The sequence below is a fragment of the Joostella atrarenae genome (assembly GCF_021764745.1).
In the GTDB taxonomy this organism is placed as follows: Bacteria; Bacteroidota; Bacteroidia; order Flavobacteriales; family Flavobacteriaceae; genus Galbibacter; species Galbibacter atrarenae.
The window spans coordinates 37,762-60,965 of record NZ_JAETXX010000011.1; the positions used below are offsets into that span (position 1 = coordinate 37,762).

The window sequence follows — 23,204 nt, forward strand, 5'->3', positions numbered from 1 at the left end:
TAAGAACAAAATCTTCTAAATTTCTGTTTTCACTCTTTACTTTTTTCTTTCTTGATAAATAAATAATAGAAGTTTACTCCGAGAATAGCTGCATTGGTTATAATAATAGGGATGGAAGGCAACATCAATCCATAGATTACAAAAAATAAACATCCTATAGAATTCACAATTCGGAGCTTTTTAATCTCTTTCATAAAAAAAGAAAGCAACACCCCTAAAGAAGCGGCATAACCTATTAATTCTGTGATTGACGTATCTAAAAATTCCATATATATTTTATTAAACTATTAAGCTAAAAGCAAAAACTTTACATCTCTTTATAAAAATAAATATAGCTTAAAAGTTGAATTATTTTTAGAAAATATTCAAAAAACAAGGAATAATAATAACAATCTCTTATTTTTACGATATTAAGGATTACTTTTTTATAGATAGATATATGGAAATTTTAGGAATAGATATAGGAGCTTCTGGAATGAAAGGAGCCATTGTAGATATAGAAAAAGGAGTATTAATGACAGAGCGATTTCGAATAGAAACCCCTAGACCAGCTACTCCAGAAGCTATGAAAGCTGTCATAAAAGAAATTGTAGATCATTTTGGTTGGAAAGGGCCTGTGGGCTGTGGCCTCCCTACAGTTGTTAAAAATGGAGTTGCCATTACCAAAAGTAATTTACATAAGAAATGGGTGAATGAAAACGCCCAAGCTCTTTTTGAAAAAGAAACAGGCCTTCCTTTTATAGTAATTAACGATGCAGATGCCGCTGGAATTGCCGAAATGAATTTTGGAGCAGGTAAGGGTAAAAAAGGGTTTGTTCTCACTATTACTATTGGTACGGGATTAGGCTCTGGAGCGTTCTATAACGGAGAATTGCTTCCTAATTTTGAATTAGGACAGATGTATTATAAAAAGCATAAAAACATAGAAAATTATGCTGCTAACTCCGTAAGAAAACTTAAAAATTTGAGCTTCAAGAAATGGGGTAAGCGTTTTAATAAATTCTTAAACCATGTAGATCTTATTTTATGTCCTGATTTATTTATCCTCGGTGGTGGCGGAAGCAAGTATTTTGATGAATTCGAAAAATATTTAGACAGAAAGGTGCCAACCATAAAAGCAGAAACATTAAACGAAGCTGGTATTATTGGCGCTGCCTATGCAGCTAGAAAATTAGCTACTGAAGCGCTTAAAAAATGATTACAGAAGCTGCATACCTTACAATTAAAGAGAATCTAAAAGATCATTTTGAAAAGGATTTTATAATAGCTAGCAAATATATTTCTTCTATAAATGGCTATATAAATCATAGTCTATTAAGATGTATCGAAAAAGAGAATACATATCTCTTAATTGTAGAATGGGAAAAATTAGAAGATCACACTATCGGCTTTAGAACCTCTGAAGCATATAAAGAATGGAAAAAGATATTACATAACTACTACGATCCTTTCCCAATTGTGGAGCATTTTGAAAAAATTATCTAAAAAACTAAAAAGCGGATAGAAATTTAATTTCTATCCGCTTTGTTATATCAAATATCGCTTGGCGAATTATCCTATTTGTTTTCCAAAACGTTTACGATCTGTTTCTTTTAAATAGATCTTACGAATACGCATTGTTTTTGGAGTTACCTCAACATACTCATCTTTTTGGATGTATTCTAAAGCTTCCTCTAAAGAGAATTTAATTGCCGGAACAATTTTAGCTTTATCATCTGCACCAGAAGAACGTACGTTAGATAATTTTTTAGTTTTAGTGATATTCACAGTCATATCATCACTACGTGAATTTTCACCTACAACCTGACCTTCATAAATCTCTTCATTTGGATCAACGAAAAATTTACCTCTGTCTTGTAATTTATCAATAGAATAAGGAATTGCTTTTCCATTTTCCATAGAAATTAAAGAACCATTATTTCTTCCTGGAATCTCACCTTTATATGGTTGATATTCTAAGAAACGGTGATTCATAATCGCCTCACCAGCAGTTGCAGTAAGTAATTGATTACGTAATCCGATGATACCTCTAGAAGGAATATTAAAAACAATATTCATACGATCTCCTTTAGGCTCCATACTCAACATTTCACCTTTACGAAGCGTTACCATCTCAACAGCTTTTCCAGAAACACTCTCTGGTAAATCTATAGTTAACTCTTCTATTGGCTCACATTTTTTACCATCAATTTCTTTGATAATAACTTGTGGCTGTCCAATTTGAAGCTCATAACCTTCTCTACGCATCGTTTCAATCAATACTGAAAGGTGTAATACCCCACGACCGAAAACTAAGAATTTATCTGCACTATCAGTTTCATTAACACGAAGTGCCAAGTTTTTCTCAAGTTCTTTACTTAAACGGTCTTTAATATGACGAGATGTTACAAATTTTCCATCTTTTCCGAAGAAAGGCGAATCGTTAATTGTAAACAACATACTCATTGTAGGCTCATCAATAGCAATTGTTTTAAGACCTTCTGGCTCTTCAAAATCCGCAACAGTATCACCAATTTCAAAACCTTCAAGACCAACAATCGCACAGATATCTCCTGTTTGAATTTCGTCTACTTTTATACGTCCAAGACCTTCAAATACATGAAGCTCTTTAATTTTATTTTTCACAACAGAACCATCACGTTTTACTAACGATATGTTTTGCCCTGTTTTTAATTCTCCTCTTGTTAAACGTCCGATAGCAATACGCCCTGTAAAGCTAGAGAAGTCTAAAGAAGTAATTAACATTTGAGTATTTCCTTCTGGTAACTTAGGCTCAGGAATATGCTCAATAACCATGTCTAATAAAGGCTCAATATTCTCCGTTTCATTTCTCCAGTCTGTACTCATCCAGTTATTCTTAGCTGAACCGTAAACTGTTGGGAAATCTAACTGCCACTCCTCTGCTCCTAATTCGAACATTAAGTCGAATACCTTTTCATGAACTTCCTCTGGAGTACAGTTTTCTTTATCTACTTTATTTACAACCACACAAGGCTTCAACCCTAAATCGATTGCTTTCTGTAATACAAAACGCGTTTGAGGCATTGGCCCTTCAAAAGCATCAACCAATAGTAATACACCATCAGCCATGTTTAATACACGTTCAACCTCTCCACCAAAATCGGCGTGACCAGGAGTATCAATGATATTAATCTTTGTATCTTTATAAATAACAGATACGTTTTTAGAAGTAATCGTAATTCCACGCTCACGCTCTAAATCGTTATTATCAAGAATTAAATCTCCTGTATTTTCGTTTTCACGAAATAATTGACAGTGATACATTATTTTATCAACCAACGTTGTTTTACCGTGGTCAACGTGCGCAATAATTGCTATGTTTTTAATAGAAGTCATATTATACCCTCGCTTTTAAGGGCGCAAAGGTAATGTATATTTATTTTAGATGAAGCATAAAATTAAAAATATTTAATTGTTTGATTTTTAATCTTTTATATTAGTTTTTAAGAATCTTCCTCAACACGCTATGTCCTTAAATATTAGCTTTTTATTCTTCTGAAGGAAAACCAATAAGAATCTTTGAAATTAGTGAGATTAAATTATTTCGTAAAACAGTATCTTTGTTAAATAAAATCTATTCAAAATGAAACTAGATAAAATCCCACAGATAAAACATACACAAGGTAATAACTTCTTTTTGTTAGCAGGACCTTGCGCCATAGAAGGCGAAGAAATGGCGATGAGAATAGCCGAAAAAGTAGTGACTGTTACAGACAAGCTAGAAATCCCTTATGTTTTTAAAGGGAGCTTTAAAAAGGCAAACCGTAGTAGAATTGATTCTTTTACTGGTATTGGAGATGAAAAAGCACTTAAAATATTACGTAAAGTTTCTGAAACATTTAATGTGCCAACTGTAACTGATATCCATGAGATTAGTGATGCTGCAATGGCTGCCGAATATGTTGATATTTTACAAATTCCTGCTTTCTTAGTACGCCAGACCGATTTAGTGGTTGCTGCTGCAAATACAGGAAAAACTATCAACTTAAAAAAGGGACAATTTATGAGTCCTGAAAGCATGAAGCATGCTGTACAGAAAGTTTTAGACTGCGACAATGAGCAAGCATTAATTACAGATCGTGGTACTATGTTTGGCTACCAAGATATGATTGTTGACTTCAGAGGGGTTCCTACAATGAAGGAGTATGCTCCTGTTGTATTAGATGTAACCCACTCATTACAGCAACCTAATCAAACTAGCGGAGTAACTGGAGGACGACCAGATATGATAGGAACTATCGCCAAAGCTGGAATAGCTGCAGGAGTAGACGGTCTTTTTATGGAAACGCACTTTGATCCTGCAAATGCAAAAAGTGATGGTGCTAATATGCTTCACCTTGATCATTTAGAAAAACTACTTACCCAATTAACAGCTCTTAGAAAGACTGTAAATTCTTTCTAAAGAGTATTATAGACTGATAGTTTTCAGTTTACATTTAAATAAGTCTTTTTGAGAAGCGTAACAATTAATACCTTCTTAAAAAGACTTATTTTTTTATTCATTTGGAATAGTGAATATTTTCTCATACATTATAAATAGTTATAACTTATAATATTACATAAATGAGAAAATTTTTTAACCCTTTTACAGAACAGATTTTAGAATTCATGCCCAGCGTGCTTGGTGCTATATTAGTACTATTTATAGGATGGCTCATAGCACGAGGAGTTAAGAGTATTGTAGTAAGACTCCTCAAAAAAACTTCATGGGATGAAAAAATTCTAGGAAAGGCTGATATAGGAAACACCAATAAATTTATTGGTAATATCTTCTATTATGTTATCATGATAATTGTTATTATGGTCGTTTTAGAACTTCTAGGTGTTAGCCAAGTGCTTACTCCTGTAGAAAATATGGTAGCACAAATACTAAATTTTGTTCCTAGTATTATTGCTGGATTTTTAATTGCATTTGCAGGATACTTACTTGCTAAATTTGTTTCCAACCTAATCAACTTAGGAGGTTCTTTTCTAGATAAACTAGTAGATAAAACAGGGTTTAAAGACACCGAAACTCTTGTTAACATCATTCAGAAAGTAGTTTTCATATTGATATTTGTTCCGTTTTTAATTCAAGCTTTCAACGCATTAAATATTAAATCTATTTCAGAACCTGCAAATCTTATTTTGCTGAAGTTTACCGATTTAATTGGAGAAGTATTGGTTGCTGCAGCTATTTTAGTACTCTTTATTTGGGGAGGTAAATACTTAACAAACCTAATTGAAGACTTACTTAAAAGCATGAAGATTGACAGTTTATCTGAAAAAATTCAGCTTCAAAAAATAATAGGAGAGAAACGGTCGTTAGCAAAAATACTTTCTAATATATGTTACTTTTTTATAGTATTCTTTGGAATTATTACTACCACAGAGATCTTACAATTAGATCACCTTACCTATACATTAAATGAGATCCTAACGCTTACAGGACAGATAATTTTTGGGCTACTAATTCTAGTAATTGGAAATTATATATCCTCGCTTATCTATAACATGCTTTTAAAATCTAAAGGCAATAATTTTATAGCAGGTATTGTAAGAGCAGCTTCATTGGCTTTGTTTATTGCCATTGCATTAAGAACTATGGGAATAGCTAATGAAATTGTAGAAATCGCTTTTACTTTTATTATGGGTGCAATTGCTGTTACAATCGCCTTGAGTTATGGTCTTGGAGGAAGAGAAGCCGCTGGAGAACACTTTAAGGAGATAATTCAGAAATTAAAATCTAAAACTCCATCAGACAAAGAAGAGTAATTATAAACTACTCCTATATTTTTTAGGAGTCTTATTGTAAAAACGCTTAAATGCCGCACTAAAATGTGTGGCATTTTTGTATCCAATTTTCTCAGCTATTTCATAAATCGGAAGTTGTGTTGCTATTAAAAGGTCCGAGGCTTTATTCATCTTCTCCCTTGTGTAATATTCATTAATTGCACACCCAAAAATTCGTTTAAACTCCTTTTTAAAAATATATTCATTTAATGCTAATACTCTCGACATCTCTTTGATAGAATAATTCTTATCGATGTTTTCATCCATTAATTGTTTGGCTGCATATAGTTTCTTTAAAATCTTATCTTGATTTGTACCCACCTTAGCTACCAAGCCCTTTTTATAAAGTTCTATTTGTAATGCTAATAATTCTAGAATTTTTGACTCCAAATACAAACGGCGACTCACACCCTTCATTTTGGTTTCTTGAATACTCATCAAAATAGACAATATATCATTAGAAATAGGCTGTATTATATTCGCATCATTAAAAGAACTAAAAACAGTTACATCAGTAATTCCTCTGTTTTTTAAGTAAGAAATGGGAATGCTAACTCTTATTTCTCTAAAAGGCTTCCCTCCTGTTAAACGAACATACCCCTTAAATTCTTTGATCCGTGAAGTGTAACACTCTTGACTTTCATTCAAGACATCATTATTACCTCGTAAGGAAACAATTTTCTCTCCATCAATCAGAAAAGACATTTGTAAAACATCCTCTTGATATTCATCATAAAAGACTAAATCTCGACTTAGCTCTAGATTACAAACATCAATTGTGACCTCTGCTATTTGAGTAGATAATATACTACCTTTTCCATATTTAGGAGTCACTTGATATTTAGTATAGAGACTCCCAGAATTATTTTCCGACAAGACACAACTAGCAATAACCTCTCTGAAATTCTTTTTCAATTTTAAAAGATTGATTAATTCACAATTAATAAAATCACGTCTTTTTTTATCCATATCGCGTCACTAATGATGCATTTGCTTTTCTAAATTTGCTCTCTATTTTATTTAGACCAAATATAAATAATAATTTAACGTATGAAAAATATAATTACTATACTATTCTTATCCATTACTTCTTTTGTTATTGCTCAGCAAGGGCAAATTAAAGGGCAAGTAATTTCTGATAGCGGGGAAGCAATTCCGGGTGCAAATGTAATTTTAACAGGAACAAATATTGGAATTAATACAGACGACTCTGGTTATTTCGAAATAGAAAACGTTCCAGCAAAAAGATACAAATTAAAAGTTTCTTATATAGGTTTTAGGAGTACTTCAAAAGATATTCGTGTTTATAATAATCAAACTACAAATTTAGGTTCCATCAAAATTATCGAAAGAAGTGAAGAGCTTGGAGAGGTAGTTTTAGAAGGACATAAAAAGAATAAATTTTACCGTTCAGAGAGTACTGTTGTATCTAAACTTCCTTTAAAAGATTTAGAAAACCCACAGGTTTACAACACCGTTTCTAGTCAGTTATTAGAAGAGCAAGTAGTTACCAACTTTGAAGATGCTCTTAAAAATGCTCCTGGTATTTACAAACTTTGGGAATCTACAGGTCGTGGTGGCGATGGTGCGGGTTACTATTCTTTAAGAGGTTTTGCAGTACAACCAACCATGATGAATGGATTGCCTAGTTTAACAAATGGAACTATGGATCCTGCAAACATCGAAAATGTAGAAATTATAAAAGGGCCTTCTGGAACGTTATATGGAAGTAGTTTGATTTCTTATGGAGGATTGATAAATGTAAACACAAAACGTCCTTATTTTGATGAATTTGGAGGAAGCATATCTTATACAGGTGGAAGTTACGGTTTAAACCGTGTTACAGCAGACATAAATACTTTATTAAATGATCAGAAAAATGTTGCGCTTCGTATAAACACAGCTTATCACACACAAAACAGTTATCAGGATGCTGGTTTAAAAAAATCTTTTTATATCGCCCCATCACTAGCGTACAAAGCAAGTGATCGTTTATCATTTAACATCAATACTGAATTTTATAATGGTGAAAATACCAATCAGATGGTGTTGTTTTTAGATAGAGGTTCAGAACTACGTGTTCATAATATTGATGAGTTAGGATATGATAATAATCGCTCATATACGAGTAATGACTTGACTATAAAAAATCCAACTTTCAGCCTTCAAGGGGAAATGCGCTACAAATTAAGCGATAATTGGACTTCACAAACTGCTATATCGAGCTCTAGCGCAAAATCAGATGGCTATTATTCTTATTTATATGAAATAACAAATTCTGTAGACCAAGTTTCTCCAATTGAAGATGGTACAATTTTCTCTCGTTATATCAGTAAACAAAATTCAGAAAAAACAGGAATTGATATCCAACAAAACTTTATTGGAGAATTCAATTTAGGAAACTTTAAAAATAAAATGGTTGCTGGATTGGATTACTACAATCAACGCATCATTAACAATAGTACTGGATACGCAAACCAAGGATTTGTTTATATAGGTACTAATAATGCAGAGTTTGCTACAGTTGCTCCTGCTCTACACCAACAGTTTGGGACTCCAATGAACGAAAACTTTGTAGACGATACAGGAATTTTAACTCAAGCTGGTGCCGATGCTAGTATTGCTACATTAGGAAATCCAAGCGCTCAATACAGCGAGACTAAACAAGAAATATATAGTGCTTATGTTTCTGATGTTATTTATTTCATGCCTCAATTATCGGCTATGGCAAGTTTAAGATTAGATCATTTTTCGAATGATGCGCACGAACAAACGGCATTATCTCCTAAATTCGGTTTAATATATCAACCAATACTAGATAAGGTTTCTGTGTTTGCTAATTATATGAATGGTTTTAGCAACGTTGCTCCAAGAATTGTACAAGACGGGGAAACAACTACAACCTTAAGTTTTGATCCTGAAAAAGCGAATCAATTTGAAGTAGGTACAAAACTTAGTTTATTCGAAAACAAATTAGCTGCTACATTAAGCTACTACGATATTAAAGTAAGTAACATCGTTTTAACTACAGGACCTACAACCTATTCTCAAGGGGGAGAACAATACAGTAAAGGTTTTGAAACAAGCATTACTGCAAACCCTATAGAAGGTTTAAATATAATTGCTGGGTATAGCTATAATGATAGTGAAATTACAGAAGGAGATGCTGACTTTTTAAATAAACGCCCTGAAGAAGCTGGTCCTCAAAATTTAGCCAATCTTTGGGCTAGCTACCATTTTTATAATGGTTCTCTAAAAGGATTTGGATTAGGTTTTGGAGGAAATTATGCTGGAGACAATATGGTTTTCAATAGAAATCTAGCTGGTACCTTTACAGTTCCTGAATACACAGTACTAAATGCATCTTTATTTTACGAAGTTAAAGACTTTAGCATCACTCTTAAGTTAAACAATATCGCCAACGAAGAATACTACGGTGGTTGGTCTACTGTTAGTCCACAAATGCCAAGAACATTCTCAGCAAACTTTACATATAACTTTTAATTAAATATAAAATGAAAAAAATAATAGCAATCGCAATATTCCTACTTGCAACAACAAACACCTTTGCACACTATCTTTGGATAGAAACGGATACCAATGGTGAACTAGGAAAAGAACAAGCCGTTAAAGTACATTATGGAGAATATACTTATGGAGTAATTGAAGAAGTAAATGGAGAGGCTTTTTCTAAAGTGAATAAATTTACCGTTTGGTTGGTATCTCCATCAGGAGTAAAAACTCCTTTAGAGACTTCTGCTAAAGAAAATTATTATTTAACTTCTTTTACTCCTAAAGAAGAAGGTACGTATACCATCCTATTAAATAATAACGAAATTGATGTTATTGATTACACTCAGTATGATTTTGGAATTTTTAAAACCCACTATCACTCTGTGGCTAATGTAAATGTAGGAAACAAAACCAACGATACTGCTACACAAAATAACGAAGGTATTACTGTTAAAAGAATTGCTTCTGATAAAGATGAAGTAAAATTACAGATCTTATACAAGAACAAACCTTTGGCAAAAAATGAAGTAAATGTTTTCGTTGCTGATCAATGGTCCAAAACTTTACATAGTGATGAAGAAGGATATATTTCTTTTAACCAACCATGGGACACAAAATACATTCTAGAAACAACTCATAAAGAAGAAGTTCCTGGGAATTATAATGGAGAAGATTATCAATTTATATGGCACTGTGTAACATACTGCATGCCTTAATAATTGCAATTTAACTTATAAGAAAACAACTCTGAATTTTAGTTCAGAGTTGTCTTTGTTTAAGTCTAGTATCTAAATAATATTAAAAACCCCAGTTAGGGAAATAAATAAAGAACATGATTGCGTTAGCTTCAATATTAATATTTATAGGTTTTTACTGCTTGTATAGCGGATCTAAAAAGGCTACTTTAAACACTTCCGTAATTGATAATTGGTTTCAAAAGGAAAATGAAAATTTAAAGTTTGTAGGCCCTATTTTATTAATAGCGGCACTCGTTATTTCAGTTTTAGAAAAAGGCTTTGCCTCAGGAATTTTCTTGTGGTTTATTATCCTAATGACAATAGGGAGTTTAATTGTAATCCTCTCTCCTTTAAAAATACTGAATTATAAAACTGTACTAGTATCGTTTATCTTTATTGTAATTATTGAAAACTTTATCCTATAATTATGCCAGCAAATAAAAAACATCTTACTGCATCTCCATCGCAAAGATTCGCTAAAATATCTGCTGGTTTTTTGGGTGGATATTTAGTTACCATAACCTTACACTTAGCATTAGCATCATGGCTTAATCATGTAAATGTTATGATTACCTCAACATATTCAGGGTTTATACTTTGGTGCGTTCTCATGATTCTTGCTTTTCTAAGCAAAAATGGATGGAAAGTATGGGCACTTTACTTACTACTCGCTGGTCTGTTTTATTTAGCATTTTATTTTGGTAAAATTTATAACCCTATTATCCCTTCGTAAATGAACAATCGTTCTTATAATATATTTTTTCACCTACATACCATTAGCGGTATTATAATAAGTGCTGCTCTATTTGTAATTTTCTTTGCAGGTTCCTTTTCATTTTTTAGAGATGAAATAGCAAACTGGCAAAAAAATGAAGAAGTAGCCGCTGTAGATAAAGGAATTACCATAAACATAGATACCGTAATCGATTCCCTAGAAAACACATACAACCTCTACGGAAGAGATTTGGAGATTGCAAAGCATTATAATGAAAGGAGAGTAGATATAAATATAGGTGCTACAAAAGATACCCTAGCTGCTGAAGAAGATAAAGCAGGGGCTTTCTTTTATTTGGACACAGAAAACTTTAATACCTATAATTACATCGAATCGTATACTTTAGGAGAATTTTTATACCGTTTACATTTCTTTGCTCAAATCCCCTACCCCGCTGGATATTACCTTTCTGGATTCGTAGCTTTCTTTTTTCTATTCGCCATCATTACTGGGGTATTAATACATTGGGATAAGATCATTTCAAACTTTTATATCTTCCGCCCACGAGCTAAATTAAAAACGATCTGGACAGATGCACATACGGCATTGGGAGTTATAGGACTTCCTTTTCAATTTATATATGCCGTTACTGGAGTGTTTTTTATGCTGAGTATTCTTATGGCTGCTCCAAGTGTATTATTGCTTTATGATGGAGACCAAGAACAGATGTATCAAGATTTAGAATATACAGATAAACCAGTTGCTCTAAATTATAATAAACTTTCATCTATTCCTTCTGTTGAAAAATATATCAGTAACACGAAAGAAGAATGGAAAGACTTTAATATTACCCATATCCATGTTTATAATTACGGAGATGAGGCTATGCAAGTTGCTATTGAAGGGGAACTAGATAAACATGTTGAGTTTACTGGAACTGGAAAAGTAATTTATAAAGCGTCTACTGGAGTCGAACTTTATAAAAAAGATCCTTATTCTGAAAACACATATCTCGATGGAGTAAAAACAGCTATGTATAGACTTCATTATGGAGATTATGGCGGTTTTTCGCTAAGAATTATAAGTTTTATTCTCGGAATTATTTCTTGTTTTGTAATCATTTCTGGTGTCTTAATATGGCTGGTTGCTAGAGATAAAAAGAATGTTCCTGAAAGAAAACGTCGTTTTAATCGTTGGCTAGTAAATATCTATATGGCGGTATGTCTAGGTATGTATCCTATTACGGCTTTAAGTTTTATCGTGGTAAAAGTATTTCACCCTATAAATCAAACGCAACTGTATCAATTTTACTTTATCGGTTGGTTGCTTATCTCGGTGTTTTTCATCTTAAAAAAGAACTTATATTTCACCAATAAATACAGTCTTATTTCTGGAAGTATTATTGGATTTCTAATTCCAATATGCAATGGTTTGGTTACTAAAGAATGGTTTTGGACAGCTTTTATAAATGGAAATTATCAAGCATTTTTTATCGATGTTTTTTGGATTGTATTAGCAACTATAACCCTTCTTGTTAGTTTTAAATTAAAACCGGAAGAGAAGAATTAGTTAGTATAAAGTTTCTAACTCTTTTAATATTGGAATAAGAACTTCGCTATTTATGGCTTCGGGTGTATAATAGCGAAGTGATTTTATCATTTTCCGATTTTCTGTCACTAAGAGCTCTTTAAACTTGGTGATTTCAAATCCCTTCCAAAAGCACACATCCACATATCCTTTGGTTACATTAAAATAGCAGAATGGTTTTCCGTTAAGGTAAAAAAAAGGAATTTTGTATTTATATTTTAATTCTAGATTTGGCAATGTAGCCGTTACAAGAATTTGCAATTCCAAGAGCATACTTCTGTATGGTTCTTTCTGGTTTAGAATATAGACTTCAGCAGGATTCATTTTATGAATTTAATATAAGTAATTGACAATTCAGAAAGTATAATACGTTTTCTTAATACTACAATTTCATTCAGTATACAAAATTTCGTAATTTTACTATTAAAATATATTATCACTTGTTAATTCTAAATTTTAGTTTTTTAAGAAAATAAAATTTATTTTAGCATAAAAATTATACAACATGAAGAAGAAACTCATTATCCCATTTTTAGCATTAGTATTAGTTTATGCTTGTGGAACTACTACAGACATTACTGCTTCTTGGGCAAATAAAGAAGCTTTTACAACTAAAAAATACAAAAGTGTATTTATCGCTGCAATCACAGGAAATGTACCTAACAAAACTATTATCGAGAACGAATTAGGTTTCCAATTACAACAAAGAGGTATTACTACCACTAAAAGTCACGATGTATTCCCTGGGACTTTCACTAAAGATAACAAGCCTACAAAAGAGGTTTTACTTGGAGGAATTAAAGAATCTAAGAGTGAAGCTATTCTAACAGTTACGCTTCGTGATCAAGAAGACGAAACAAGATATGTACAAGGTAACAGCTATATGTATAATCCAATAGGTTACGGATATGGTTATTATGGTAATTTCTACGGATATTACAACAATGCATATGGATACGGATATGATCCTGGATACTACACTACAGACAAAGTATATTATTTAGAAACTAATATCTATGATGCAGAGAGCCAAGAATTAATCTGGTCTGCACAATCTAAAACATACAATCCTAACAACATTGAAGACTTTACAAAAGGGTACACAGATGCTGTTATTTCTAAACTTCAAAAAGATGGTATTTTAGCAAAACTAAAATAGACTTTCTTTAAAAGAAGCAACTTATTATAAAAACGGTTATCGTAAATATTTACGATAACCGTTTTTACATTTAAAAATATCTACTATATTTATAGTACTGTAGAAAATACATATATTCTACACTATAAACTCTCCCCCTCCCTATAATTAAATAGGTAAATAATTTAATTTTTTATTGAAACATGTATGTAAAGAACTTTACACTTTTAAAACTATTATTAGTTTTTACTGTATTTATAAGTTTCCAAAATACTCAAGCTCAAACTGCAGATACACTTGCATTAGATAATGGGGATATAATTGTGGGAGAGATTAAAGAAATGAAAAATGGAGTTTTAACTATTGAAACAGATTATAGCGATAGTGACTTTACGGTAAAATGGATTAAGGTAGATAGGATTAGTAGTAACCAACACTATTTGGTTACACTTACTAATGGCGTTAGACTTAATACAGATTTACATACCAAAGCAGGTGAATCGGGGGTTGTAGATTTAACAGATATAAATCAAACGGTTACCGTTAATATAGAAGATATTGTTTATGTAAAAGCTGTAAAAACAAGCTTCTTTTCTCGTTTAAGTGCATCTCTGTCTGTTGGTTACAACTTCACTAAAAGTAATAATTTGAGTCAGTTTACAGTTCGAAGTAGCCTCGGTTACATAGCCGATAAATGGGGATTTAGTGGGAGCTACAACTCCGTTCGTAGTAAACAAGATGATGTTGATGAAACCAATAGAACCGATGCTAATATTGGAGGGAAATACTTTTTAAAGAACGACTGGTTTGTTGCTTTATCTGGAGATTTCTTATCGAATGACGAACAGAAATTAGACTTACGAACCACGATAAAAGCAGGGGTTGGAAAATATATCATCCATTCCAATCGCGTTTATTTTGCAACTGGTGGAGGTTTGGCACTCAACAACGAGAAATTCTCCGATGATGCAAATACGAGCAGAAATAGTATGGAGGCATATTTAGGATTAGAATTAAATATGTTTGATTTTGACGACATTAGTTTGTATTCAAACTTAACCGCTTATCCAAGTTTAACAGAGTCGGGAAGGGTGAGAACAGATTTTTCTTTAGATCTAAAGTATGATTTACCTTATGAGTTTTTCGTAAAAGTAGGGTTTACTCATAACTTCGATAGTAAGCCTATTGAAGATGCTGCAAAAGTGGATTACATTTTCCAAACAACATTTGGTTGGGAGCTATAAAGCACAATCATAAAATAAATCATAACAAAAAAAGTCATGAAAAAAGCACATTCCCTGAAAGCGTTTAAAAAGAGTTACTATATCTTTTTTGTCTTTGCAATGATTACTGTTGGTATAAATGCTCAAGAAATAGAAAATGAAAACACAACAGAAGAAACAGAAGAAACAGAAGATGTTTATAATGAAGAAGAAGAGTCCGAAGAATTTAAAAAGCATAAACTAGCAATATTTACAGGATATAGCTGGATTCCTCAAGGAGAAAATAATGAAACTGGCGACAGAGAAACTCTTTTTGTCCCTTCTATTGGTTTCTCTTATGAATATTGGTTCTCAGAAAAATGGGGAATAGGAACTTATGATGATGTCGAAATTATTAAATATAAAATTGACCGTGAAGGGGAAGAAGATCTTGAACGTGAAAATGCATTTGCATTAACAGTTGGTGTTGTAAGGGAGATTTTACCTCTCTGGACATTTGTTCTTGGTGGTGGTGTAGACATCGATAAAAATGAAACCCTTCCTATTTTACACTTGGCTACCGAGTATGTAATTCTAGAAAAAAATAACAACGAGCTTTCTGTCAGCCTATCCTATAATTTTAAAGAATATTACGATACGTTCTCTATAGGCTTCGTTTACGGTAAGAAATTTTAATCATAAAAATTAACAATTAAATTATTTAATCATGCTAAGATCTCTTACAAAAAACTGGTGGGCACTCGCTCTAAAAGGAATAATTCTAATCATTTTTTCTGTTCTAATTTTTATGAATCCTGCTGTCACTGCCACCGGTTTGGCATTATGGATAGCCTTTTTAATGATTGCTGATGGGGTATTTACAATTATTGCAGCTATTGCAAGTTGGAAAGAAATAGAAGATAAATGGCTTATTCTATTGGAAGGAGCTGTAAGTCTAATTTTAGGTATCATTCTTTTAAATATGCCTCAGCTTACGTTATTGATTGTTGGCTTTACCATCGCTTTCTGGTTCATCTTTGGAGGTGTTAGTAGAATTGCCATGGGAATCCAAGTGCGTAAAGAAATTAAAGGGGAAGGTTGGATCATCCTTGGAGGTGTTTTAGCCGTTATTTTTGGACTTATTATACTTTCAGCGCCAACAATAGGAGTTACTTATGTAATGTGGATTATGGCATTTTCAGCACTTCTTATTGGTATTGTATCTATAATTGTTGCTTTCAAATTAAAAAAAGGAGACAAGTGGCTGAAAGAGAATCTTGAAGAAATTCAAGGATAAACTTAAATCTAATTTTAATTCTAATTATAAAAATGAAAAAGAGAAACATTTCACTAAAACTGGCATCCCTTTTCATAACAATTTTAATGATTAGTTGTTCTGATGATGGACCAGATTATGTAGACGAACTAGATGTTGTCTATACAAATTACGATTCTAGCTTTGATTTTAGTACTACCACAACGTATGCGCTTCCAGATAGAGTTATAGAGGTTACTGGAGAAAATATAGGTGATACTGATTTTGATGAAGATGTAGATTATGTAGATCCTGTTTATGGGGATCCAATATTAGCAGGTATAAAAGAAAATATGGATGCCTTTGGATGGCAAGAAGTAGACGAAAGTAGCAATCCAGATGTAATTATATTACCTACTGCTATGGATACCGTAAATCTATATTACTATTACGATTGGGGTTATTGGGGTTGGTATTACCCAGGCTGGGGTCCAGGTTGGGGTTGGTATTATCCTGGTTACTACCCTCCTATTATTAGCGGATATCGCTCAGGGACAATTCTTTTACAAATGACCTATCCTAGTGGTATTGGTGTAAACGATAATATTCCAGTGCTATGGACAGGTGCTATAAATGGACTTTTAGAAGGGAGTACTTCTTCTATCCAGACTAGAATAGAGAACACCGTAGACCAAGTGTTTAAACAATCGCAATACTTAAATAAATAAAAAACGATGAAAAATATTTTTCCTATTATAGCTTTTATCAGTTTTATATCATATTCTGTACAAGCGCAAAACATACAATTAAAATCTATCACAGAGTTTAATTATTCTATTGGAGTTCCTACAGGTAATTTAAGCGATTTTATTTCGGAGGTGAGTCCAAGAGGTTTCTCTATAGCTTACAAAAGAGCTGTAGCACCCAACCTTTACTTAGGAGGTGAATTTGGGTTTAATGATTTTTATGAAGACTTTCCTTATGATACTTATACCGAAGGAACTGCTTCTATAACAGGATATCAAACAAGATATAATACCTCTATGCCTATTTTACTGGCTGCAGATTATATCTTTCAAGATAATGCAAAGTTCAAACCCTATCTTGGACTTGGTATCGGAACCATTTATAACTTAAGAGAAATTGACTTAGGACTCTTTGAAAGTAGTGTAGATACTTGGTTCTTTACGATCAAACCAGAAGCAGGTATTATTTTTAATATCAATTCTTACACTGGTATCAAAGTAGGTGCTAAATACTACCAAACATTCGATACCAAAGATATCGATGCCTATTCTTACTTTAGTTTCGATATTGGTTTTGTCTTAATGCATTTCTAATATAAAATAATAGTGAGCACCAATGCTCATCAATAGAAAAAAGCGCGTAACACCTAAATGTTATGCGCTTTTTAAAACAACCTAACCAATAATATAAATCTAAATCTTTATTTTGAATGGGTTTGTATCTTCTTTTTCATAGCGATTGTTTCCCCCTTCTTTCTTTTACACAAGATAATAAATGTTTAACAAAAAACAAATATTGTTAAACAAAATTATATGTTAAATATTATAATGTGATTATCCGCTGTCATCTTGTCATTATAATTCAATTGGTATTTTTTTTGACTACTAGAAAATAGAAATTAATACTAATAAAAAAATTACATATATGACAACTGGAAATATCAACGTATCTGTTGAAAACATTTTTCCGCTGATAAAGAAGTTCTTATACAGCGATCATGAAATCTTTTTAAGAGAACTTATCTCCAATGCTACCGATGCTACTTTAAAGTTAAAACATCTTACCAATATTGGGGAAGCTCCGGGTGTAGAATATGGAAATCCTGTTATTGAAGTTAAGATCGATAAAGAGGGTAAAAAACTACATATTATCGACCAAGGATTGGGGATGACGGCAGAAGAAGTACAAAAGTACATCAATGAAGTAGCCTTTTCTGGTGCTGAAGAGTTTTTAGACAAATACAAAGATTCTGCTAAAGACAGTGGTATTATTGGTCATTTTGGACTAGGATTCTATTCTGCTTTTATGGTTGCAGATACAGTAGACATCATTACAAAATCTTATAAAGATGAGCCTGCAGCACATTGGACTTGCGACGGTTCTCCAAAGTACTCTCTAGAAGAAGCTGACAAAAAAGAAAGAGGAACAGAAATTATTCTTCATATTAATGACGACTCTCTTGAGTTTTTAGAGGAAGGAAAAATAAACGAACTTTTAACGAAGTACAATAAATTCATGCCAGTGCCTATTAAATTTGGTACGCGTGAAGAAACAAATACTGTTGGAGAAGGCGACGATGCTAAAGAAGAGAAAACTACAGTAGACAACATTATTAATAACCCAACCCCAGCATGGACAAAGCAACCGGCAGATCTTAAAGATGAAGAATACAATAGCTTCTACCGCGAGCTATATCCTATGCAGTTTGAGGAGCCTCTTTTCCATATCCACCTAAATGTAGATTATCCGTTTAACCTTACAGGAATTTTATATTTCCCTAAGCTTTCTAACGATATGACCATGCAGAAGGATAAAATTCAGCTGTATCAAAACCAAGTATTCGTTACGGATAATGTAGAAGGTATTGTTCCTGAGTTTTTAACGATGCTTAAAGGGGTAATCGATTCTCCAGATATTCCATTAAACGTTTCTCGTTCTTACCTTCAGGCGGACGGAAATGTGAAGAAAATATCTAGTTATATCACCAGAAAAGTAGCTGATAAATTAAAATCACTATTTAACGAAAACCGTGAGGACTTCGAGAAAAAATGGGATGATATCAAGATCGTTATTGAATACGGAATGCTTTCAGAAGATAAATTCTTTGAAAAAGCAGATAAGTTTGCATTATACCCAACTGTAGATGGTACTTATTATACTTTTGAAGAACTTCAAGAGAAAATAAAAGATAACCAAACAGATAAAGACAATAAGCTAGTTGTACTTTATGCTAGCAATAAAGACGCACAGCACACGTATATCAACGAAGCTAAAGAGCTTGGGTATGAAGTATTGCTATTAGATTCTCCTATTGTTTCGCATTTAATTCAGAAATTAGAAACTTCTAAAGAGAACCTTTCTTTTGTACGTGTAGATTCAGATTCTATTGCTAACCTTATTAAGAAAGACGAAGAGAAAATCTCTAAGCTTTCTGAAGAGCAACAGGAAACTCTTAAAACTGCTTTAGATGCAGTAATTCCAAAAGAGAAGTTTACAGTACAGTTAGAAGCTTTAGATAGCAAAGCATCTCCATTCAGTATCACGCAACCAGAATTTATGCGTCGTATGAAAGAAATGAGCGCTACTGGTGGTGGCGGTATGTTCGGAATGGGTAATATGCCAGAAATGTACAACTTGGTGGTAAATACCAACCACAGTCTTGTAAACGAAATATTAACTACAGAGGCTAAAGAGACTCAAGAGCGACTTATTAAGCAATCTTTAGACTTGGCGAGATTATCGCAAGGGCTACTTAAAGGAGAAGAGCTTACTAATTTTGTGAAACGTAGTTACGAAATGATTAAATAAGTTATTTCAACACATAAACTAAAGCTGTATAGAGATTAAATCTATACAGCTTTTTTTATGATACTATCCAAAACTAGCTATCAAATACAGAAACACTTATTTAAACAAGGGGGCGCTCCAATATCATGCTCAAAACAAGTAAGCAAATGCATAATGCTCTCCTATTTTATATAAATACATCATTTTTTGTTATCTTTTAGCTAGCGCTACGTCTTATTAGTTAAGATTAAAAAACCAATTATAAATCGAGATATTAACCTATCTTAAAAATCAAAAACAATTCATGAAATATCGTTTATTAATCCTTATTGCATGTGTATCATTTTCACTAACAAATTGTAAAGACACATCAGAAAAAGAAAAAACTCCTGCAGTTGTAGATACTGTACTAAAACCTCAATCTTGGATTGATGAAAGAGTTGAGAAAGCTTCAGAACGTTTACATAAAAGTGAAGCTGGTAAAATTGTTTGGAATGCGATGGAGGCTCACGGCGGACTAAAAAAATGGTACAGCAATGGAGCCCTTTCTTTTCATTTTGATTACAAACCTTTGGATGATAAAACTCGTCGTAATACCAACCAAACGGTAGATATATGGAGTAATAAATCTCGTCACCAACATGTTACAGATGCCACTCAAGAGTACGGATGGACTGGAGAGAAAGCTTGGAAAAAGGTTAAAGATTCTACCATTTTCCCATACGATATGCGTTTTTGGGCATTAACTCCTTACTATTTCCTAGGGCAACCTTTTATTTTTGATGGTGAGGGAGTAAACCTAGAAAAACTAGCAGATACTCAATATAAAGACAAGCCTTATAATACTATAAAAGTAACTTTTGATCCGGGTACAGGCGATGCTCCAGACGATTACTATATTCTTTACTTCGGAAAGAAAGACCATAAGCTGGCGGTAATTCGTTACATCGTTTCGTATCCAGAATACTTTAAAGATGGCGGACATAATCCTGAGAAATTAATGGAAATTCAAGGTACTACCGTTGTAGATGGTATTGAGCTTGCTACTGGTTACCATACACATTGGCTTACTGAAGATGAGAAAGCTGGAGAATACATTACTGAGATTACTGTAGATAATATTAAGTTTGACAAAACTGTAAAGAACAGCTATTTTGAAGTTCCTGAGGGAGCAGAAATAATAAAATAATCTGTTGTTTGCTTTTAGACTCAACTGAGTTTTAAAAAGTAATGACCAGAATTATAAGCATAAAAAAATCCGTCGTGTATTTACATGACGGATTTTTTTATGAATTATATATAAACTCTTAAGCTTCTTGAGCTTCAGCTTCTACTTCCTCCTCTTCTGTTTCCATAACAGAATTCTTAACCTCAATAAATTTCTTTACACTGTCCAAATCATCTTCTTCACCAGAAAAATAAGGAAATACATCCATAATTGGAGATTCAGAAATCATTGGGATTGTATAATCTCCCATCGTATCTTTCATCACTCCTACCGTATTATCGTACGCCTCTTTTACATCATTTGCTTGTACCAGCAAATACATATTTGTTTTGCGCTCCTTCCCACTTTCTTCATCATAGGCAACCAAAGCTACCTTCGATTTAAACCAGCGATCAGAGTTTTCAAAAGGGTGAATCTCTGCGTAGTTCGCTACTTTTATATTGGTAATCTTAAACTCTTCACTAATATAAGCAGACATCTCCTCGTTAATTCTAGACTCCGCCTCTGTATAAGAAACAGCATCTACCAAATAAGGTTCTGTAACTACTTTCTGAACACCAGTGTCGTTTGTTTTTCTATATTTTACTTTGCATTCGTACCAAGTTGCACTCATAATTTTATTTTTTAAAGGGTGCCAAATATAACCGTTACCAAAGAATCTGTTTGCCAATTTCCAAAATAGATATTCACAATTTAAAAGTCAGATGTATATCTTCCTTATTTTAAATTAGTTGCTTAAATTTGATATATTAAATAACAATAAACCTCCCCCCTATACAGCCGCTTTTAACCACAAAATAAAACAGGTAAATTACCTTTAAAGCAACTAGTCTAAATCACGCACATAGCGTATGGACTAAAACTTAATTTTAATTTGATAATCATACTATAGAAAAGTATTTCTTAGTATCTAAAAGCGAAATCACTATGAGCGAAATCAGAAAAAACAATGCTGTTAATTTTTACAGAACAGCTTATGAGGGGAATCCTAAGAAAGCAGTAGAATTGTATGTTGGAGCGGAGTATATACAACACAATCCTGCTGTGGCAAATGGAGAAAAGGGGTTTATTGAATATTTTGAAAGGATGCAAAAAGAGTATCCAGATAAGAGTATAACCTTTGTACGGGTAATTGCCGAAGGAGATTTGGTTGCCTTACATACGCATCAAGTGTGGCCGGGGAATGATCAATATGTTACGATGGATTTCTTTAGGTTTGATGAGCACGATAAAATTGTAGAACATTGGGATGCCATTCAGCAAATACCACTAACTTCGGCAAATAAAAATAAAATGTACTAGAGATTTTTATATATTGGGCTTCTCTGATATTTACAAAATCGCTGGCTATGCCTACTTTTAAAAAGGGATTTTTTTAAAGTGACTTATCAGAATTATATACCATGTATCTCCTTAAAATAGTGGTACATACCTAACAGCTAAGAAATAACTATAAATTATGGCTCCCAATAAGAAACCATCTATAAAGTCAAAGCTCCACCCTCGTAATAAGAATCGAGAAAATTACGATTTGGCAGCTTTGGTAGCTTGTACCCCAGCATTGGCGGAACATATAAAGCTAAATAAGTCTGATGAGCCTTCTATAAACTTTGCCAATCCTGCGGCGGTAAAACTTTTAAATAAAGGCTTACTGCATCATTATTACGGAATTGAGCATTGGGATTTTCCAGACAATAACCTCTGTCCGCCCATCCCTGGGAGAGCCGATTATTTACATTATATAGCAGATTTATTAGCAGAAAACAATGCTGGGAAGCTTCCTAAAGGGAGTAAAATTACCTGTTTAGATGTGGGTATTGGCGCCAATACCATCTACCCTATTCTTGGGGTGGCTATTTACGATTGGAACTTTATAGGTTCGGATATTGATGCAGCTGCAATTGCTTCAGCAGAAAAAATTATAGCCGCCAATCCTTCACTTAAAGATAAAATTGAATGTAGGTTACAAAAAGATAAGCATGCTATTTTTAAAGGAATCATAGGCGCAAAAGAAGCTGTAGATATTACCATTTGCAATCCCCCATTTCATGCTTCCAAAGAAGATGCTATAAAAGGAACGATGCGAAAGGTTAAAAATCTATCAGGAAAAAAAGATAAGCACCCTACGCTTAATTTTTCTGGCGTTAGTAATGAGTTGATTTATGAAGGTGGTGAGTCTCAGTTTATAAACAATATGATTTCCGATAGTAAGAAAATGGATAAGAATTGCTTTTGGTTTACAACATTAGTTTCTAAGGAGTCTAATTTAAAAGGGATTTATAAACACCTTAAAAAAGTAAAAGCTACTACCATAAAAACCATCCCAATGGGCACTGGAAATAAGTCCACACGCATTGTAGCATGGACGTTTTTAAACAAACAAGAGCAACAGAATTGGATAAAAAACAGGTGGAAATAAAAACCGTTGCCTTCACTGTTAACGCCCATATAAAAGGAGCTCCCTATTGGTGATAGCCTCCAAAAAACAACTAACTTTTTAGT

Annotated in this window: 24 protein-coding genes; 19 read left to right on the forward strand and 5 right to left on the reverse strand. The window is 32.9% G+C overall.

The genetic code is table 11. The features are described 5' to 3' along the window. Positions 1-29: 29 nt before the first annotated feature. Entirely contained in the window at positions 30-269 is a 240-nt protein-coding gene (locus tag JM658_RS14055; protein ID WP_236959918.1) for a YgjV family protein, read from the reverse strand. Between the two features lie 170 nt (positions 270-439). Here JM658_RS14055 and ppgK point away from each other — a divergent pair, with 170 nt between their 5' ends. Then, positions 440-1,198, forward strand: coding sequence for a polyphosphate--glucose phosphotransferase (gene ppgK, locus JM658_RS14060; RefSeq protein WP_236959919.1), 759 nt, complete (start codon positions 440-442; stop codon positions 1,196-1,198). Then, positions 1,195-1,485 (forward strand): antibiotic biosynthesis monooxygenase family protein, encoded by a 291-nt coding sequence (locus JM658_RS14065; protein ID WP_236959920.1) that lies wholly within the window; start codon positions 1,195-1,197, stop codon positions 1,483-1,485. The genes ppgK and JM658_RS14065 overlap by 4 nt, the downstream gene beginning before the upstream one ends. Positions 1,486-1,551: 66 nt before the next feature. On the opposite strand, the gene typA is transcribed toward JM658_RS14065, so the two are convergent. Then, positions 1,552-3,357, reverse strand: coding sequence for a translational GTPase TypA (gene typA / locus JM658_RS14070; protein WP_236959921.1), 1,806 nt, complete (start codon positions 3,355-3,357; stop codon positions 1,552-1,554). Positions 3,358-3,604: 247 nt separating this feature from the next. Between typA and kdsA the strand changes: the two genes are divergently transcribed. Continuing rightward, the gene (kdsA, locus tag JM658_RS14075; RefSeq protein ID WP_236959922.1) at positions 3,605-4,423 is read left to right on the forward strand and encodes a 3-deoxy-8-phosphooctulonate synthase; all 819 of its coding nucleotides are present in this window, start codon (positions 3,605-3,607) and stop codon (positions 4,421-4,423) included. Between the two features lie 161 nt (positions 4,424-4,584). Next, a complete protein-coding gene (locus tag JM658_RS14080; protein WP_236959923.1) occupies positions 4,585-5,775 on the forward strand; it encodes a mechanosensitive ion channel in 1,191 nt (396 codons plus the stop codon). Here the strand turns inward: JM658_RS14080 and JM658_RS14085 are convergent, their stop codons facing one another. Beyond that, positions 5,776-6,708 (reverse strand): helix-turn-helix transcriptional regulator, encoded by a 933-nt coding sequence (locus JM658_RS14085; RefSeq protein WP_236959924.1) that lies wholly within the window; start codon positions 6,706-6,708, stop codon positions 5,776-5,778. It abuts the gene before it with no gap. 135 nt (positions 6,709-6,843) lie between these two features. Here JM658_RS14085 and JM658_RS14090 point away from each other — a divergent pair, with 135 nt between their 5' ends. The 5 genes from JM658_RS14090 (at position 6,844) to JM658_RS14110 (ending at position 12,327) form a co-directional block, all read left to right on the forward strand. Next, positions 6,844-9,297 (forward strand): TonB-dependent receptor, encoded by a 2,454-nt coding sequence (locus JM658_RS14090; protein ID WP_236959925.1) that lies wholly within the window; start codon positions 6,844-6,846, stop codon positions 9,295-9,297. An 11-nt stretch (positions 9,298-9,308) separates the two neighbouring features. Continuing rightward, the gene (locus tag JM658_RS14095; RefSeq protein WP_236959926.1) at positions 9,309-10,022 is read left to right on the forward strand and encodes a DUF4198 domain-containing protein; all 714 of its coding nucleotides are present in this window, start codon (positions 9,309-9,311) and stop codon (positions 10,020-10,022) included. A 116-nt stretch (positions 10,023-10,138) separates the two neighbouring features. After that, positions 10,139-10,468 (forward strand): DUF3325 family protein, encoded by a 330-nt coding sequence (locus JM658_RS14100; protein ID WP_236959927.1) that lies wholly within the window; start codon positions 10,139-10,141, stop codon positions 10,466-10,468. A 2-nt stretch (positions 10,469-10,470) separates the two neighbouring features. After that, positions 10,471-10,776 (forward strand): hypothetical protein, encoded by a 306-nt coding sequence (locus JM658_RS14105; RefSeq protein ID WP_236959928.1) that lies wholly within the window; start codon positions 10,471-10,473, stop codon positions 10,774-10,776. Further along, on the forward strand, positions 10,777-12,327 hold the full coding sequence (locus tag JM658_RS14110; RefSeq protein ID WP_236959929.1) for a PepSY-associated TM helix domain-containing protein: 1,551 nt from the start codon (positions 10,777-10,779) through the stop codon (positions 12,325-12,327). On the opposite strand, the gene JM658_RS14115 is transcribed toward JM658_RS14110, so the two are convergent. Further along, complete coding sequence (locus JM658_RS14115; RefSeq protein WP_236959930.1) at positions 12,328-12,669, reverse strand: DUF1801 domain-containing protein; 342 nt, start codon at positions 12,667-12,669, stop codon at positions 12,328-12,330. It lies immediately after the preceding gene. A 181-nt stretch (positions 12,670-12,850) separates the two neighbouring features. On the opposite strand from JM658_RS14115, the gene JM658_RS14120 reads away from it, so the two are divergent. The 8 genes from JM658_RS14120 (at position 12,851) to JM658_RS14155 (ending at position 20,663) form a co-directional block, all read left to right on the forward strand. Beyond that, complete coding sequence (locus JM658_RS14120) at positions 12,851-13,504, forward strand: hypothetical protein (protein WP_236959931.1); 654 nt, start codon at positions 12,851-12,853, stop codon at positions 13,502-13,504. A gap of 182 nt (positions 13,505-13,686) precedes the next feature. Next, entirely contained in the window at positions 13,687-14,727 is a 1,041-nt protein-coding gene (locus JM658_RS14125) for a DUF481 domain-containing protein (protein WP_236959932.1), read from the forward strand. A gap of 36 nt (positions 14,728-14,763) precedes the next feature. Beyond that, complete coding sequence (locus JM658_RS14130; RefSeq protein ID WP_236959933.1) at positions 14,764-15,381, forward strand: hypothetical protein; 618 nt, start codon at positions 14,764-14,766, stop codon at positions 15,379-15,381. A gap of 31 nt (positions 15,382-15,412) precedes the next feature. Beyond that, on the forward strand, positions 15,413-15,982 hold the full coding sequence (locus JM658_RS14135) for an HdeD family acid-resistance protein (RefSeq protein ID WP_236959934.1): 570 nt from the start codon (positions 15,413-15,415) through the stop codon (positions 15,980-15,982). Between the two features lie 86 nt (positions 15,983-16,068). Beyond that, positions 16,069-16,668 carry a DUF4136 domain-containing protein gene (locus tag JM658_RS14140; protein ID WP_236959935.1) on the forward strand — a complete coding sequence of 200 codons (600 nt, stop codon included), beginning with the start codon at positions 16,069-16,071 and terminating at the stop codon, positions 16,666-16,668. 6 nt (positions 16,669-16,674) lie between these two features. After that, on the forward strand, positions 16,675-17,280 hold the full coding sequence (locus JM658_RS14145) for a hypothetical protein (protein ID WP_236959936.1): 606 nt from the start codon (positions 16,675-16,677) through the stop codon (positions 17,278-17,280). Between the two features lie 331 nt (positions 17,281-17,611). Next, positions 17,612-19,495 (forward strand): molecular chaperone HtpG, encoded by a 1,884-nt coding sequence (htpG, locus tag JM658_RS14150; RefSeq protein ID WP_236959937.1) that lies wholly within the window; start codon positions 17,612-17,614, stop codon positions 19,493-19,495. 283 nt (positions 19,496-19,778) lie between these two features. Then, the gene (locus JM658_RS14155) at positions 19,779-20,663 is read left to right on the forward strand and encodes a hypothetical protein (protein ID WP_236959938.1); all 885 of its coding nucleotides are present in this window, start codon (positions 19,779-19,781) and stop codon (positions 20,661-20,663) included. A 118-nt stretch (positions 20,664-20,781) separates the two neighbouring features. On the opposite strand, the gene JM658_RS14160 is transcribed toward JM658_RS14155, so the two are convergent. Beyond that, on the reverse strand, positions 20,782-21,315 hold the full coding sequence (locus JM658_RS14160) for a DUF4494 domain-containing protein (protein ID WP_236959939.1): 534 nt from the start codon (positions 21,313-21,315) through the stop codon (positions 20,782-20,784). 314 nt (positions 21,316-21,629) lie between these two features. Between JM658_RS14160 and JM658_RS14165 the strand changes: the two genes are divergently transcribed. Both JM658_RS14165 and rlmF read left to right on the forward strand, forming a co-directional pair. Continuing rightward, positions 21,630-22,004, forward strand: coding sequence for a nuclear transport factor 2 family protein (locus JM658_RS14165; RefSeq protein WP_236959940.1), 375 nt, complete (start codon positions 21,630-21,632; stop codon positions 22,002-22,004). A gap of 157 nt (positions 22,005-22,161) precedes the next feature. After that, the gene (rlmF, locus tag JM658_RS14170) at positions 22,162-23,121 is read left to right on the forward strand and encodes a 23S rRNA (adenine(1618)-N(6))-methyltransferase RlmF (protein WP_236959941.1); all 960 of its coding nucleotides are present in this window, start codon (positions 22,162-22,164) and stop codon (positions 23,119-23,121) included. The last annotated feature ends 83 nt before the right edge of the window (positions 23,122-23,204 follow it).

Coding starts and splice junctions, on each gene's coding strand:
- JM658_RS14055 (WP_236959918.1), bottom strand. CDS start 269: ATGGAATTTTTAGATACGTCAATCACAGAATTAATAGGTTATGCCGCT.
- ppgK (WP_236959919.1), top strand. CDS start 440: ATGGAAATTTTAGGAATAGATATAGGAGCTTCTGGAATGAAAGGAGCC.
- JM658_RS14065 (WP_236959920.1), top strand. CDS start 1,195: ATGATTACAGAAGCTGCATACCTTACAATTAAAGAGAATCTAAAAGAT.
- typA (WP_236959921.1), bottom strand. CDS start 3,357: ATGACTTCTATTAAAAACATAGCAATTATTGCGCACGTTGACCACGGT.
- kdsA (WP_236959922.1), top strand. CDS start 3,605: ATGAAACTAGATAAAATCCCACAGATAAAACATACACAAGGTAATAAC.
- JM658_RS14080 (WP_236959923.1), top strand. CDS start 4,585: ATGAGAAAATTTTTTAACCCTTTTACAGAACAGATTTTAGAATTCATG.
- JM658_RS14090 (WP_236959925.1), top strand. CDS start 6,844: ATGAAAAATATAATTACTATACTATTCTTATCCATTACTTCTTTTGTT.
- JM658_RS14095 (WP_236959926.1), top strand. CDS start 9,309: ATGAAAAAAATAATAGCAATCGCAATATTCCTACTTGCAACAACAAAC.
- JM658_RS14100 (WP_236959927.1), top strand. CDS start 10,139: ATGATTGCGTTAGCTTCAATATTAATATTTATAGGTTTTTACTGCTTG.
- JM658_RS14105 (WP_236959928.1), top strand. CDS start 10,471: ATGCCAGCAAATAAAAAACATCTTACTGCATCTCCATCGCAAAGATTC.
- JM658_RS14110 (WP_236959929.1), top strand. CDS start 10,777: ATGAACAATCGTTCTTATAATATATTTTTTCACCTACATACCATTAGC.
- JM658_RS14115 (WP_236959930.1), bottom strand. CDS start 12,669: ATGAATCCTGCTGAAGTCTATATTCTAAACCAGAAAGAACCATACAGA.
- JM658_RS14120 (WP_236959931.1), top strand. CDS start 12,851: ATGAAGAAGAAACTCATTATCCCATTTTTAGCATTAGTATTAGTTTAT.
- JM658_RS14125 (WP_236959932.1), top strand. CDS start 13,687: ATGTATGTAAAGAACTTTACACTTTTAAAACTATTATTAGTTTTTACT.
- JM658_RS14130 (WP_236959933.1), top strand. CDS start 14,764: ATGAAAAAAGCACATTCCCTGAAAGCGTTTAAAAAGAGTTACTATATC.
- JM658_RS14135 (WP_236959934.1), top strand. CDS start 15,413: ATGCTAAGATCTCTTACAAAAAACTGGTGGGCACTCGCTCTAAAAGGA.
- JM658_RS14140 (WP_236959935.1), top strand. CDS start 16,069: ATGATTAGTTGTTCTGATGATGGACCAGATTATGTAGACGAACTAGAT.
- JM658_RS14145 (WP_236959936.1), top strand. CDS start 16,675: ATGAAAAATATTTTTCCTATTATAGCTTTTATCAGTTTTATATCATAT.
- htpG (WP_236959937.1), top strand. CDS start 17,612: ATGACAACTGGAAATATCAACGTATCTGTTGAAAACATTTTTCCGCTG.
- JM658_RS14155 (WP_236959938.1), top strand. CDS start 19,779: ATGAAATATCGTTTATTAATCCTTATTGCATGTGTATCATTTTCACTA.
- JM658_RS14160 (WP_236959939.1), bottom strand. CDS start 21,315: ATGAGTGCAACTTGGTACGAATGCAAAGTAAAATATAGAAAAACAAAC.
- JM658_RS14165 (WP_236959940.1), top strand. CDS start 21,630: ATGAGCGAAATCAGAAAAAACAATGCTGTTAATTTTTACAGAACAGCT.
- rlmF (WP_236959941.1), top strand. CDS start 22,162: ATGGCTCCCAATAAGAAACCATCTATAAAGTCAAAGCTCCACCCTCGT.